Origin of the sequence: Arsukibacterium sp. UBA5043 (assembly GCA_002415085.1) — a bacterium.
GTDB lineage: Bacteria > Pseudomonadota > Gammaproteobacteria > Enterobacterales > Alteromonadaceae > Alishewanella.
In genome coordinates, this window is sequence record DIBV01000005.1 from 50,090 (window position 1) to 64,274 (window position 14,185).

The window sequence follows — 14,185 nt, forward strand, 5'->3', positions numbered from 1 at the left end:
AATAACAAATGCTAGAAGCATAGAGATGGAGCAAATCTGGTGAAGCACATTCTTATTTCGAAGTCGATTCCTAACTCAATTCCGATTTCTATTTTAATTTTAATTTTTACTATAACTGGTTTAACAGGTTGCACTGAGGCAGATACACCGACGCCTTTACCTTTGCCAGATAAAGGGTCGCTGGTGTTGGTTGGCGGGGCGTTGGCGGCGTCAAATGCGCAGGTATATCAGAGATTTATTGAACTGGCCGGTGGGGCGCTGCAGGCGCGGATTGCCGTGGTTCCTGCGGCCAGTAGCCAGCCTGTTAAATACTTTAAGCAATTTCAGAAGGACATGGAGCGTTATGGTCTGGATGAGGACCAGATAACCTTATTTCCGATTGCGGTAGCGGACGATAAAAGCACCGCCGATTTAGATGAAAGTCAGTGGCGCCGTGGTGCTACTGATATACAGCTGGCAGAGCACCTTAGTCAGTATACCGCAGTGTGGTTTCTGGGCGGCGATCAGCTGAACATTACCGCCACCCTGGCGCCCGATGGCCATAAATCAGTATTGCTTGAAGCTATATGGGCTTTATATCAGCGTGGTGGGGTGATTGGCGGAACCAGTGCCGGTGCAGCAATGATGAGTGATGTTATGATTGCGGCAGGTGATTCGTGGGGGGCGCTGACAGAAGGCACTACCGAGAGTTATAACGGCATGCAGGATCAGGAGAATGGTCCGCTAATGCTGGCACCGGGTCTGGGTCTTTTTCCCCATGCCATTATTGATCAGCACTTTGACCGCAAAGCCCGTTTTGGCCGTTTGATTGTGGCGGCCGAACTAAACAAAGCAACCTTTCCGCTGGGCTTTGGCATCGATGAGAATACCGCGCTGGTATACACTGCGGCGAATCATAGTGTTCAGGTTATTGGCGCCGGTTCGGTTACCGCCATTGATGTGAGTCATGCCAGGCGGATTGACAACCCCCACGGCTATCATATTGAAAATGTGCGGATCAGCGTGATGCAGGGCGGAGATCATTATCATTTTGACACGGAGCAATTTGTGGCAAACCCACTGAAATCAGCGACTGTCGGCCATGAGTATCTTAATCTGGCAAAACCGGTGGTATCGGGTGTGTTCAGTCGTAATACCCGGCTAAAAGATCTGCTGACCTTTGATCTGGTTGACAATAAAGGCAGCACACAAGTGGTTAGCTATCTGCATCAGGGCGAAGGGATGGGTTTTACCCTGCGTTTTAGTCAGGACGAATATACTACAGGCTATTGGCAGTATCTCGATGGTTTGCTCGACAGTGGCAGTGCTTTTGGCGTTAAGCTGGATATTATACCCACCGAATTTAGTATTAAACCGTTAACAGCAACAACTGAGGTCGCCAGTTCAAAAGCCTTGGCAGCACAATAATTACGTTGGTCGGCGCTGTAAACAGCCGTTGTCTACAGTGGTTCCAGTTGATACTGGCCGTTCGCGAACGCCTCGGCCAACTCGTGAGAGCGCTGCAATACGGTTTGCCAGTTAGCGATCCGTTGCTGATCACTGAGCTTAAAATCATTTCTGTCAGGTATTTTACCGTTCGGTAAACTGGCCACCCAACTTGCGCTTGGACACAGTAATACCACGTTGTGCAAATGGGCTGCATCGGCCCGGCGCCATTTAAGTGCTTTATCGAACCAGCCCGGGGTAAGATGGGGGTAAAAGTGCGGATATAACACCAGGCCATGATTACTAAATGGCAAATCAAAATGATAGTCGGTTATGCCGCCATCGTAATACATACCAGGCCCTGCTCCTGCAATGTCCTTTACGGGAGATAGTACTAACGGAATAGAGCCACTGGCCATTACGGCCTGACGCAGGTTAGCCTGGCTTAACGGTACATGTTGGGTAGGCAGACCGGTGTAGCGGTGAAACGGTGCCTGGCTATGTTCAGGATAGAATTGCACCCGCTGATAAAAGTGTCGCAGGTTACGCCGGTTTAACAAGTTAGCACCCGCCGCCAGGGTTAAGCCAGCGGCTTGCCATAGTTTGCGCTGACTTCGGTTGATACCTTTGGCTTTGGCAACAATCAGGTTAAGTTTCATCACCGGATTTTCCAGCACTTCAGTAACTTGTTGCTCAGCGCTGAAAACCTGGTCGATAATGGCCGATGAAATACGGGTTACCTGCTCAATATTAGCACCTGCCGGGTAGCGAATTGTCGAGTATGCATTTGCAAAACGTTGTGAGGCGGCAACCGGGTTGGCTTGAGCGTAGCAAGCAAAGCGCCAGGCTCCGGCTGAACTGCCCAGCAAATGCAGTGGCTTAGTGCGCCCGGCAAAAAAATCGGCCAGCAGGTACTGGTCAAGGCCAAATAAGCAAAACCATTTCGGGCCACCACTTGCGCCCACCATCACACTGATATCGTCGGCGTGCAGACCATGTTGTTTAATATGTGCCATTGCACCCGGGCCGGCTAATACACGAAGTTTATTCAAAACGACAGGGTCTCCAGTAAGCTTCTCACACCGATAGTAAAACGGGTTACAACGGACCAAACAGGGTCTTGTGCATACGTTCAGCATAATCGTCAGTCATGCCTGAAATATAATCACAAATTACCCGCATTCCCTGGTCATTTTCGCTGGCGCTGTGCCAACGCTGCTGGGTGTTGAGCGGGAGCAGGCGGCTGGGATCAGAAGCAAAAGCATCAAACAGCTGTAATAACATATTCTGACAGCGAAAGCGGGATTGCTGAATAATTGGCTGCCTGATAACACAGTTAAATACCAGTTTTTTTAAGCTGTGTAACAATGCGGTTTCCGCACCGGGTAACCGTGCGTTGTAGCGGATAAGCGGCTCGGAGGCATCCGGTAACGACTGATATACCTCTACCGAGGTGATAAGCCGGTTTACCAACGCGCCAATAGCATCTTTACGGATATGATGCTCATTGCTGAACAATTTGGCACCCAGCTGTTGCATATCATCGCCGGTATACTGCTGCCACTGACCATAGCTGACGTTACCCAGCACAATAGCGTCTTCTAGATCATGAACGCCATAAGCTATATCGTCAGCTAACTCCATAATCGACGCATCCAGCGACTTATAGCGGGATTTAATAAAAGGTGATTGTGCTAAGGTTTCTACCCGCTGAAAGGCGTCGCGATCGTTGCTGCTTAGTGGCTGCAATATCCAGTCAAGAATATCAGCGTCGACCTGGAAAATGGCTTTGGCGGGTTTCCACTGATTTAAGTTAAGCGGATTTGCGCTGCTGGTGGCGGCTAACGTGGGTTGCAATACCGGGTATTTTAATAACCCCAGTAAAGTACGCCGTGCTAAGTCCATGCCATGGTGCTGAGTATAAGGCTCTAGTTTGGCAACAATCCGCAAGGTCTGGCCATTGCCCTCAAAGCCACCGTCAGAGAGCATTTTATAGTTCAGTGCGGTTTCACCGCCATGGCCAAACGGCGGGTGGCCGATATCATGGGCCAGGCATAAGGCTTCCATCAGGCTCGGATCCGGCAGTGCGGCTTTAATGTGTCCGGTCGCCTTTTTTTCCAGCTGACTCACTAAGCCCGTACCAATCTGGGCTGCTTCTAATGAGTGAGTAAGCCTTGTCCGATAAAAATCATTCTGACCAATGCCCAGGATCTGGGTTTTTGATTGCAGGCGCCGAAACGCAGCAGAGTGCAAAATGCGCGCCCGGTCGCGTTGCCAGGGGGAGCGTTGATCATTAGGCCTGTCATGGCTGCTCTCTGAGTGTCGCTCTGACCAAATTGCTAACATAACCTTCCTTAATCATGATAAAACGGCTTAGCAAGGGCAACTATACTACGCGACAATCGATTTTAATTCGAGCACTCGACACCGGCTAAATTATACTGTATAAAATAACAGTTAAAATTAATCAGGGGCAGCAAAATGGCAGTAGTAATTAAATATATTGTAGAGCGCAATGGAGTAGAGAAAATGACATTTACCTCAAAAGCGGAGGCTGATGCCTATGACAAAATGCTGGATACTGCTGATGAGTTGGCTGGTTTTTTAAATGCCAGTAGCCTGTTTACTGATGAAGCGCAAACCGAAACTCTGGCGTTATATCTGGCCCAGAATAAAGAGGCGTTACTGGTTGCATTGGGTGCCAAAAAGCCGGCAAAAGTGGCTGAAAAATCGCCGCTAAAAAAACCTGCTAAAGCGGTCGCTGAAACAAAAGCGCCTGACGAGACTGAATTAGCAGCAAACAAGCCTGGGGCAGAGCAAGCTGCCTGAGCCACTTGCAATGGCAATAGTAAGCAAAAGCTGCGCTGACTTAGATGTGACAGCGCAGCCAAAGCCTTTATGGTATTAACGTGCCCGCTTTAGCCAATAGGCTTTTAAATCGGTTTTTACTTCAGGTAGCAGCAAATACAACGCCAGAATATTGGGCACCGCCATCAGAAATATCATTGAATCGATAAAATCGAACACCGCCATCACATTTGGCACGGCGCCAATGGACACAATAAAGCAAAACAGCACTTTATAAAGCTTGGTCAGACGCCTGTCGTGGCCCACCAGATAACGCCAACCGGTTAAGCCATAATAGGACCAGCTGATAACGGTTGAGAAGCCAAATAACAGCAGGGCCACCATTAATACCCACGGAAACCAGCTGACAACGGAGGCAAAGGCGCCGGAGGTAATTTGCACGCCATCCAGCCCCGGGGTCTGATACGCCCCGGTCAGGATGATCACCAGAGCGGTAATAGTGCAGATCACGACGGTATCAATAAAAGGCTCGAGTAAACCAACAAACCCCTGGCTAATTGGGTCTTTGGTTTTTGCCGCGGCATGGGCGATAGGCGAGGAGCCGATGCCCGCTTCGTTAGAGTAAGCGGCACGCCGAAATCCCTGAATCAGCACCCCAATAAAGCCACCATAACCGGCTTCCGGTGTAAACGCACCCTGGACAATCAGCCACAGCGCAGCAGGGATCGCGCTAAAATGAGTAAACATAACCAGCAGCGACGCCGCCAGATAAAGTCCGCACATTAACGGCACCAGTTTACTGGTAACCCTGGCGATACTTTTCAGGCCCCCAATAATAACGGCGCCCACCAGTACCGCATAAATAACACCGAACAGCCAGGCATTGTCAAAACCGGTCACGGTTTTCACCTGAACAAACCCCTGGTTAACATGGACAAAACCAGCAGATCCGAAAATAACAAACACCGAGAATGCCATGGCCAGTACGGTGCCGGTAAGCGGCAGATTAAATTTATCTAATGCCGCTTTAATGTAATACATCGGGCCGCCGGACACGCTGCCATCAGTGTTAATCTGCCGGTATTTTACGGCCAGAGTGCATTCAACAAATTTAGTGGACATGCCAAGCAGGCCCGCCACAATCATCCAGAAGGTGGCACCTGGGCCGCCCAGACTAATCGCAATAGCGACACCGGCGATGTTACCGGTACCCACGGTGCCCGATAATGCGGTACTTAAAGCCTGAAAGGGTGAAATTTCACCACTGCCGCCGCTACTTTTGTTGTTTTTTAGCAAACCAATAGCATGGCTAAAGCCGCGGACATTAATAAAGCCGAGATAACAGGTGAATACCAGCGCACCGCTAATCAGCCAGATCAATACCATGGGTATGGCAACGCCATTAATATCAAATGCATAAAACACGATGGCGGCGAGTTTGGCGGTGAAACTCTCAAATACCTGTTGGAACGAAATGTCAGTTATCATTGGTTATAGCCTGGTAAAAATTGGGCAAGTTTGCCAAGGGCAGCCGAAAGTTGTTCCTTATGCGGCAAAAAAACGATCCTGAAATGGTCGGGCTCTGGCCAGTTAAACGCCCGGCCATGAACCAACAATACTTTGTGCTGACGCAGAAAATCCAGCACGAACAATTCATCGTCTTTGATCCGGATTTTTTTGCGATCAATTTTTGGAAATAAATACATGGCGCCTTTAGGTCGCATACAACTTAAGCCATCAATCTCACTGACCAGTTTGTGCGCCAGGTCCATCTGTTCATATAAGCGGCCACCGGGTACCACTAATTCATTAATACTCTGGTAGCCGCCTAATGCGGTTTGAACGGCGTGCTGGCAGGGTACGTTGGCACAAAGCCGCATTGAGGCCAGCACGTTTAAGCCTTCAATGTAATGCTTCGCCAGATGTTTGGCGCCAGAGATAAAGAGCCAGCCCACCCGAAAACCAGCAATCCGGTAATTCTTCGACAGGCCACCGAAGGTAAGCATTATCAGATCATCGGCCAGCGCCGCGGTGCTGATATGCTCGGTGCCGTCATAGAGCACTTTGTCGTAAATCTCATCGCTTAGCACAACTAACCGGTGTTCGCGGGCTATTTTCAACAGCTCCAGTAAAAAAGCCTGATCATACACCGCACCGGTAGGGTTGTTTGGGTTAATCAGCACGATGGCTTTCGTTTTATTACTTATTTTATGTTTAATATCGGCAAGGTCCGGATACCAGTCCTGTTGCTCGTCACAACGATAATGCACCGCTTTACCCCCTGCCAGATTAACGGCCGCCGTCCATAACGGATAATCAGGCGAGGGGATAAGTACCTCATCGTTATTATTCAGCAAAGCCTGCAACGACATTAAGATAAGTTCTGATACACCATTGCCGATATACACGTCATCGGCATCGGCACCTCTGATACCGCGCTGCTGATAATACTGCGCAACAGCAACTCTTGCCGGATAAATACCTTGAGAATCAGAGTAGCCCTGCGCTGTTGGCAGATTATGAATAACATGTTTAAGTATTTCATCCGGCGCCTCAAAGCCAAATGGTGCCGGATTACCGATATTCAGTTTCAGAATAAGATGGCCTTCTTCCTCCATTTTTCTGGCTTCCTGTGCCACAGGACCGCGAATGTCATAACAGACTCCATCAAGCTTGGTCGAACGTTCAATTGGTTTCATAGCCAGAACCGGTTTGCCCCCTAAAATAATATCCATCCAGATAGCTAAAACAATAAAGTGTAGTTGTCACATAAAGGGGAATAATTTGCAATGCGCTGACCATAAATGTTGGCGAATTATCACTAAAAAAATGCTGAATTTTTTTTTAGTTCACTCCAGCGCCAGCAAAGGCTAAAATGAACATTGATTTTTCAAAGCAGTAACCGGTTAAGTTGAACTGAACTTGCTCTATAACTGTTGAATATAGTGGTGATTTTTTGATTAAAAAAAGTGCAATTATCGTTGGATGGCTGGCAGTATGTTCTGCCGCGTTAAGTCCATTCGTGGGGCTACAGCCCATCCCCCAGCAAGATTCACTGGACGAATGGCAACGCCCCGACAGAATTGCAGCGCTAGGCCAGGCGGATAAGAAAAAAGTCCTGGAACGGTTGGCATATACTGAACCGGCGATTAAATTTAAACCGTTGCCTGATTTTAATGCAATCAGCGATACCACAGCGAAAAAACGCGCGTTTTTTGATTATCTGCGTCCTCATGTACAACGAGAAAATAACCGCTTGCGATATTTGCGCCAGCAATTGCTGGAGTTGGCAGAGAAGAAAAGAAAAAACCAACGACTGAATATCAACGAATACGCTTTTTTATACAGTTTGTATGACGAGTTCCGGATGGATGTAGCGGAATCTGATCCGCAAATGCTTGCAGAATTATTAAAGCGGGTTGATATTTTACCCCCCAGCTTAGTGTTGATGCAGGCTGCGAACGAATCGGCTTGGGGTACCAGCCGATTCGCTGTAGAAGGCTTTAATTTTTTTGGACAGTGGTGTTTTCGTGAAGGCTGTGGACTGGTGCCACTAAGTCGTGGTGAAGATCAAAGTCATGAGGTTGCAAAATTTGATTCGCCGGCACAGAGTATCCGTAGTTATTTTTATAATCTGAACACCTTTCATACCTACGAGCCACTCAGAGATATCCGGGCAAAATTACGGGCAGAGCGAAAACCGGTCAGAGGCGAGGCGTTAGCGGCCGGTTTAGGCCGCTATTCAGAGCGGGGTGAAGAGTATATTGCAGAAATTAGCAGTATGATCCGTTTTAACCGGCGCTTTCTGGAAGATTAGTTACGCATGTTAACTGGGCTAGCTTAACTGCACTATTTTCAGCCCGGTCTGGCCAGTACTGCTCGCCAGATTATCGCTGTCGTCATCGGCAACCAGGCCAACGGGAACGGCGGGGACCCGAATTGGATCGAAAGCGGTATCTCCCTCTACGCTGCCATTAAGCTCTTTGTTTATAGCGACAAAATCGAACAACGTCTTGTCAGCCAGATGAGACGGAACGATGTTTTGCATCGCTTGAAACATGGTTTCAATCCGCCCTGGGAAGCGCTTATCCCAGTCCTGTAGCATCTCTTTAATGACTTGACGCTGTAAGCCATCTTGCGAGCCACATAAATTACAGGGAATAATGGGGAACTGACGGGCTTGGGCATATTTTTCAATATCTTTTTCTTTGCAATACGCCAATGGCCTGATCACAATATGTTCGCCGTTATCGCTGATAAGTTTAGGTGGCATTGATTTCATTTTGCCACCATAAAACATGTTTAAAAACAGGGTTTCAAGCATGTCGTCGCGATGATGGCCAAGGGCAATTTTGGTTGCGCCAAGCTCCTTGGCGGTTCTATACAATATACCCCGACGCAAGCGGGAGCAAAGAGAACAGGTGGTTTTACCTTCGGGAATTTTTTCTTTCACTATGGCATAGGTATCTTCTGTAACGATGTGATAATCGACACCAATACCCTGTAAGTAGTTTGGCAGCACCTCAGCCGGAAAGCCCGGTTGCTTTTGATCAAGATTAACGGCGACAATACTGAAGCTGATAGGGGCAGACTGCTGCAGATTGAGCAAAATATCCAGCATAGTATACGAGTCTTTGCCACCGGACAGGCAGACCATAATTTTGTCGCCGTCGCTTATCATGCCAAAGTCGCTGATGGCCTGGCCCACACCCCGGCGCAGCCGTTTATGCAGTTTATTTAAGTTGTATTGAGCTTTTGCTTGCGCGGCATGAGACATAACGACAGTAACCCTACAGAAAAATGGCGCACATTATAACCAAGTGTGCGCCATTACCATAGGGCGGATTTTAGTGTTTTGCTAAAGGACTGACAAAGTTAGCCGGTTTTAACGCTAAAACATCGCAATCAAGCTGATCTATCAGGTGCTCCGCGGTGTTTCCAATGATGGCGGCAGAAAAGCCGGTGCGACCGATGGTGCCGATTACCACCATTTCTGCATCCAGTTTTGCGGCCAGCGCCGGGATAATATCTTCTGGCATACCTTCGAGTACATGCGTGTCCTCTTCTGCCATATCAAACTGGCTGGCAAGCTCGGCCACCGCTTTTTCATGATGCCGGCGCATAGCACTGTTATATTGCTGCGGGTTGAATTCGGGAATTTCGATGGCGATATTAACCGGGGTGCCGGGAAAGGCATTAACCATATGGACTCTGCCTTGTAATACTTTGGCCATCGCTTTGGCATCACTAATCACTCGTTGGTTGAGTGATTGATGATGATCCTGCTCACTGCCGGCATTAACGGCGGCAATAATATTGCCGTTATCCGGCCATTCATGTTCTTTTACCAGCAAAACCGCACAGGGACATTTCCGTAAGATATGCCAGTCAGTAGGGGTGAAAATCATTGATTTCAGTACGTCGTGATTATGGGTACCCTTAATCACCAAATCGAAACCGTGCTCCAGCACTTCATGCACTATTGCTTCAAATGGCCGGTTATGCCAGACCACTTTTAAATCAATATCAATGCCGGTATCTCTGGCGTCGTTAATCAGTTCGCCAACCCATAATTCACGGTCATGAATCACAGCCTGGCGCATTGACTCCCGTTCATCACCGGACAACATCGTGGTCATTTCATAGGAAAAATCATATACCGACAAAAAGGCAGTAAGTTTGCAAGATTGTTTCCGCGCTAATTCCAGCCCGCGCTTCAAGGCCTTCTGCTGACTATCGGATGGATCTAGAACGATCAAAATATTGTTGAAAATACTCATAGCTCACTCCCTGCTTTTTTTATTTAGCTAGCTGATTATAAACAGTGTAGTCAATAAAAAAGCAGCCGGGGTAGCTTAGGATTGTGCTAAATCAAAAAAACTAACAATTGCCTGCCAATTGTTGCATTGCCAGCGGATTTTTTATAGTAATCAGCTTACCTTCAACGTTAATGAGTTCCTCTTTATGCAGTTTACTGAGTAAACGACTGATGGTTTCTACCGTTAATCCCAGATAATTACCGATATCACTGCGGGTCATCGATAAGCGGAAGGCTTTCTCCGACAAACCCCGACTGCCAAAACGCTGTGCCAGGTGATTTAAAAAGGTTGCCAGTTTTTGTTCTGCAGTTTTTCGATTCAATAACAGCATCATTTGTTGATCTGCCTGAATATCCTGGCTCATTAAGCGCATTAATTGCTGGCGTAGTTTTGGCAGTTGATCCAAAAGCAGCTCCAGATTGGGATAGGGGATTTCACAAACCATGCCGGTTTCCAGTGCTTCAGCATAGCTGCTATGCAGCTCACTATTAATGGCATCAAAACCAATGACATCACCAGGCAGGTGAAAACCGGTAATTTGCTGCTCGCCCTGCTCGGTTAAGGTAAATGTTTTAAATGACCCGGAACGGATAGCAAACAAGGCTTTCAGAGGTGTGTTGCTTTCAAACAGCATATCGCCTTTATGCAACGGCCTTTTTCGCTGAATAATGTCATCTAAACGGCTAAGTTCTTGTTCGCTCAGAGAAAAGGGTAAACATAACTGACTAAAACCACAATCCTGACAGTTAATAGCGGAACGTTGCATAATCTGAATTCCTGACGGTACCTGAATTTACCACTACAGCTTAAAAAACAAGTCTTTTTAAAGCAAGGTATATCGTATAAATACCATATACAGCTAACATGGCAGCAGCGCTATAGCGCACCACGGGCTTGTTTTTGAATGCACTCAACTGGCTGGCCATGCTTCCAAATACCAATAATGCCGGCAGAGTACCTATGCCGAAGCTTAGCATAATCAGCGCGCCCTGGCTGGCGCTGCCACTGGCAAGACTCCAGCCCAGGGTGGAATACACCAGACCGCAGGGTAACCAGCCCCAGCACAGACCATACAGGTAAGCTTTGGGCAGGGTATCAAGTGGCATGACTTTCTGACTCAGCGGCCTGACCAACGCCCAAATATGCCGGCCAGCACGTTCCAGTAAAGTCAGCCCAAACCATAATCTGGCAATGTAGAGTGCCATCAACAGTAACAGTATCCCGGCCAGTAAACGCAACCAGATAAGCGAAACGCCCGCTATTGCCATCGCCTGTACGCCAAAATAGCCGACCAGCGCACCGAACAAGGTATAAGTGGTCAGGCGGCCCAGACTAAGCAACAATTGCATTGCCAGTTTCCAGCTGAAACGGCGCTCAGGTAAGGCCAATTGCAACGCGGCGACAATACCGCCACACATCACAATACAATGGCTGCTGCCCAGAAAACCAATCAGGAGCGCTGCGATTAAATCCGCATTCATTGGTCGGTTTTGTCGCGGTGAGCTGCCGATGTGTCAGAAGGTTCGTTTTGCTCAGATTTTGGCTGAGCTTGCTGTTCATCAAATAGAATGCTGAACCCTTCTTTATCCAAATCTTCAAATTGTTTGCTGCGTACTGCCCAGAAAAAAATGGCCAACCCGATCATAACAAACAAGATGGCAATTGGAATTAGTACATAAATAATGCTCATTATTCAATGACTCTTGTTTTTTAACAGCCTGAGTGAATTTGATACTACCAGCAGAGAGCTAAATGACATACCCAGTACTGCTACGTACGGCGATACCAGGCCCGCCACTGCCAGGGGGATGATCAGCAGGTTATAACCTACGGCCCAGCCCAGATTTTGCCGAATCACCCGGGCAGTTTGCTTACCAGCACTTAACAGGATAGCTAAAGTGCTGATGTCCGGTTGCAACAGTACCACATCGGCCTGGTTTTTGGATAAATCAGTGCCGGAATCTACCGCTACAGAAATATGCGCCGCATTAAAGCCCGGGCTGTCGTTAATACCATCGCCAACCATTAATACCGTATGGCCCTGGTTGACAAGGGCGTTAATGGCATTCACTTTGTCTGTGGGGCTACAACCCTGCTGCATAAAATCGAGCTTAAGCTCAGCGGCTAGCTGCGCGGCCTGACCCGAACTGTCACCACTTAGCATTCCCACCTGATAGCCCTGCTGCTGTAGGCGAGCAATTAATTGCTCAGAGCCGGCGCGTAAGCTGTCTGCCAGGGTAATTGCCGCCAATAGCTGTTGATCAAGTGTGACAAATACATTGGCATTGCTGTGTTCCGCCAATTGCAGCTTCGTTATCTGACAAAATTCAGCGCTACCTGCTTTAAGCAATTGACCTTGCCAGGTGGCGCTGATCCCCTGGCCAATACTAATGCTAACATCGGTAAACGACAGGCTTGACTGCAAGCTGGCGGTAAAGGCCCTGGCAATAGGGTGTTCAGAATGTTTCTCCAGATTCGCAATCAGGTTTAACAGATTGCTATCATCAATGCTATCGCCAGCGGCACAGCGTATTCGTTGCACATGCTGAATACTAAAGCGGCCTTCTGTCAGCGTACCGGTTTTATCGAAAATAATATGACTTAATTGGGGTAGGGTTTCCAGTGCCTGGGGGTTTTTTACTAATATGCCGCGGCGATTAAGCCGGGCCAGTGCACAGGTTACAGCCGTGGGCGTTGCCAGACTTAAGGCGCAGGGGCAGGTGGCGACCAGCACGGATAATGTGACCCAGAATGCCCGTTCAGTATCCAGCCAGAAATACCATAGAGCAAAGGTTGCCGCGGCTATAACCAACAAGCGTTCAACAAAATAACGGGCCAGTTTATCTGTTTTTTCGACCAGCCGCGGTTTGGTATGTAAGGTCTGTTGTTGTAGCTGAATGATCTGGCCCAGGCGGGAATGTGCCAGCGTTGAGCTGACGGTTACGGTTAACAAGCCATCATGGTTGATAGTGCCCGCCAGCACCGGTTCGCCGGGCTGACAACTTATCGCGGTATATTCGCCGGTTAACATCGACTGATCAACTGTGCTGTTGCCCGATAAAACCACCCCGTCAGATGGGAACGTTTCGCCCGGCTTGACCAGAATCGTGTCGCCTGATTTCAGGCGTCGGGCCGACACTGCCTGTTGCTGGCCGTCCTTTAACAAGGTTGCTGACACCGGCATTATTTTCAACAGATTACTGGTAGCGTCCCTGGCTTGTGCCCGTGCCCGGTATTCAAAAAACTTGCCCAGCTGCAATAAGAAGGTAAACATGCAGACCGATTCAAAATATACCTCGCCACTCTGGGTCAGGGTGGCATAGCCGGAAGCAAAAAAGGTGTAATAAATGGCCAGGCTAACCGGTACATCCATGTTGAGCTGGCGGGCTTTAATGCTACGCCAGGCACTGCTGACAAAAGGCAGAGCGGCATATAACACTACAGGAAGTGTCAGTAGCATACTGATCCAGCGCAAATAACCCTGATGTGACGCATCAATGCCACTGTATTCGCCAAAATATAACGCAAAAGCCAGCATCATTACCTGCATGGTCATAATGCCGGAAACAGCCAGTCGCTTTAAGAAACGGTTCAATTCGGTTTTAAACTGACTTTCCTGTTCATCAGCAATAAAAGGACTGGCCTGATAACCCAACTGGCTAATCAGTAACAAAATCTCACTTAGGGCAAGCTGTCCGGGCTGCCAGTTGAGTAATGCTCGTTGGGTAGACGAATTTATACTGACTTTATTGATGGCGACCTGCTTGCTAAGGTGCTTTTCAATTAACCAGGCGCAGGCCGCACAGCTCATGCCACTAATCGCTAACTCAATTTGCGAACCCTGTTGTTGTGGCTGGCTGATATCGGCCAGCACTTCAGGGCTGTCGTAGTGTTGCAAGGCGCCTCGTAGCTCGGCTGGTATCAGGTCTGCTTTTGCTGCGGCTTTGGTTCGAAATTTATAATAATCATCCAGACCACTGGCAATAATGGTCTGCGCCACGGCCTGGCAGCCCGCACAGCAAAATATTTCAGGCTTCCCTTCAATCGTCAACTGGAAGCGCTGGCCAGTTATTACCGGCTCTAAACAATGAAAACAGCTAATGTTTGCCAATCTGGCCTCTGCTGACAATATA

The 14,185-nt window shown here is 48.3% G+C and carries 13 protein-coding genes; 3 read left to right on the forward strand and 10 right to left on the reverse strand.

Annotated elements, in window-relative coordinates:
* The first annotated feature begins 39 nt into the window (after nucleotides 1-39).
* The gene (locus B2Q61_RS05885) at nucleotides 40-1,407 is read left to right on the forward strand and encodes a cyanophycinase (RefSeq protein ID WP_290615930.1); all 1,368 of its coding nucleotides are present in this window, start codon (nucleotides 40-42) and stop codon (nucleotides 1,405-1,407) included.
* A 32-nt stretch (nucleotides 1,408-1,439) separates the two neighbouring features.
* Here B2Q61_RS05885 and B2Q61_RS05890 read toward each other — a convergent pair whose 3' ends face one another.
* Together B2Q61_RS05890 and B2Q61_RS05895 are read right to left on the reverse strand one after the other, a co-directional pair.
* Nucleotides 1,440-2,477 carry a patatin-like phospholipase family protein gene (locus tag B2Q61_RS05890; RefSeq protein WP_290615928.1) on the reverse strand — a complete coding sequence of 346 codons (1,038 nt, stop codon included), beginning with the start codon at nucleotides 2,475-2,477 and terminating at the stop codon, nucleotides 1,440-1,442.
* A gap of 46 nt (nucleotides 2,478-2,523) precedes the next feature.
* On the reverse strand, nucleotides 2,524-3,771 hold the full coding sequence (locus tag B2Q61_RS05895; RefSeq protein WP_290615926.1) for an anti-phage deoxyguanosine triphosphatase: 1,248 nt from the start codon (nucleotides 3,769-3,771) through the stop codon (nucleotides 2,524-2,526).
* A 135-nt stretch (nucleotides 3,772-3,906) separates the two neighbouring features.
* On the opposite strand from B2Q61_RS05895, the gene B2Q61_RS05900 reads away from it, so the two are divergent.
* Nucleotides 3,907-4,254 carry a YebG family protein gene (locus B2Q61_RS05900; protein ID WP_290615924.1) on the forward strand — a complete coding sequence of 116 codons (348 nt, stop codon included), beginning with the start codon at nucleotides 3,907-3,909 and terminating at the stop codon, nucleotides 4,252-4,254.
* 75 nt (nucleotides 4,255-4,329) lie between these two features.
* Here B2Q61_RS05900 and B2Q61_RS05905 read toward each other — a convergent pair whose 3' ends face one another.
* On the reverse strand, nucleotides 4,330-5,721 hold the full coding sequence (locus B2Q61_RS05905; protein ID WP_290615922.1) for an alanine/glycine:cation symporter family protein: 1,392 nt from the start codon (nucleotides 5,719-5,721) through the stop codon (nucleotides 4,330-4,332).
* On the reverse strand, nucleotides 5,718-6,932 hold the full coding sequence (locus B2Q61_RS05910; protein WP_290615920.1) for a pyridoxal phosphate-dependent aminotransferase: 1,215 nt from the start codon (nucleotides 6,930-6,932) through the stop codon (nucleotides 5,718-5,720). Before B2Q61_RS05910 ends, B2Q61_RS05905 begins: the two co-directional genes overlap by 4 nt.
* Nucleotides 6,933-7,189: 257 nt before the next feature.
* Here B2Q61_RS05910 and B2Q61_RS05915 point away from each other — a divergent pair, with 257 nt between their 5' ends.
* Entirely contained in the window at nucleotides 7,190-8,050 is an 861-nt protein-coding gene (locus B2Q61_RS05915; protein WP_290615918.1) for a glucosaminidase domain-containing protein, read from the forward strand.
* Nucleotides 8,051-8,068: 18 nt separating this feature from the next.
* On the opposite strand, the gene ttcA is transcribed toward B2Q61_RS05915, so the two are convergent.
* From ttcA to B2Q61_RS05945, 6 genes are all read right to left on the reverse strand, one after another.
* Nucleotides 8,069-9,010, reverse strand: a complete 942-nt coding sequence (ttcA, locus tag B2Q61_RS05920; RefSeq protein WP_290615916.1) for a tRNA 2-thiocytidine(32) synthetase TtcA — start codon at nucleotides 9,008-9,010, stop codon at nucleotides 8,069-8,071.
* 70 nt (nucleotides 9,011-9,080) lie between these two features.
* Complete coding sequence (gene uspE, locus B2Q61_RS05925) at nucleotides 9,081-10,013, reverse strand: universal stress protein UspE (RefSeq protein ID WP_290615914.1); 933 nt, start codon at nucleotides 10,011-10,013, stop codon at nucleotides 9,081-9,083.
* 100 nt (nucleotides 10,014-10,113) lie between these two features.
* Entirely contained in the window at nucleotides 10,114-10,818 is a 705-nt protein-coding gene (gene fnr, locus B2Q61_RS05930; RefSeq protein ID WP_290615912.1) for a fumarate/nitrate reduction transcriptional regulator Fnr, read from the reverse strand.
* A 40-nt stretch (nucleotides 10,819-10,858) separates the two neighbouring features.
* A complete protein-coding gene (locus tag B2Q61_RS05935; RefSeq protein ID WP_290615910.1) occupies nucleotides 10,859-11,533 on the reverse strand; it encodes a sulfite exporter TauE/SafE family protein in 675 nt (224 codons plus the stop codon).
* On the reverse strand, nucleotides 11,530-11,742 hold the full coding sequence (ccoS, locus tag B2Q61_RS05940; RefSeq protein WP_290615908.1) for a cbb3-type cytochrome oxidase assembly protein CcoS: 213 nt from the start codon (nucleotides 11,740-11,742) through the stop codon (nucleotides 11,530-11,532). Before ccoS ends, B2Q61_RS05935 begins: the two co-directional genes overlap by 4 nt.
* A 3-nt stretch (nucleotides 11,743-11,745) precedes the next feature.
* Nucleotides 11,746-14,181, reverse strand: coding sequence for a heavy metal translocating P-type ATPase (locus B2Q61_RS05945; protein WP_349679150.1), 2,436 nt, complete (start codon nucleotides 14,179-14,181; stop codon nucleotides 11,746-11,748).
* Nucleotides 14,182-14,185 lie beyond the last annotated feature (4 nt).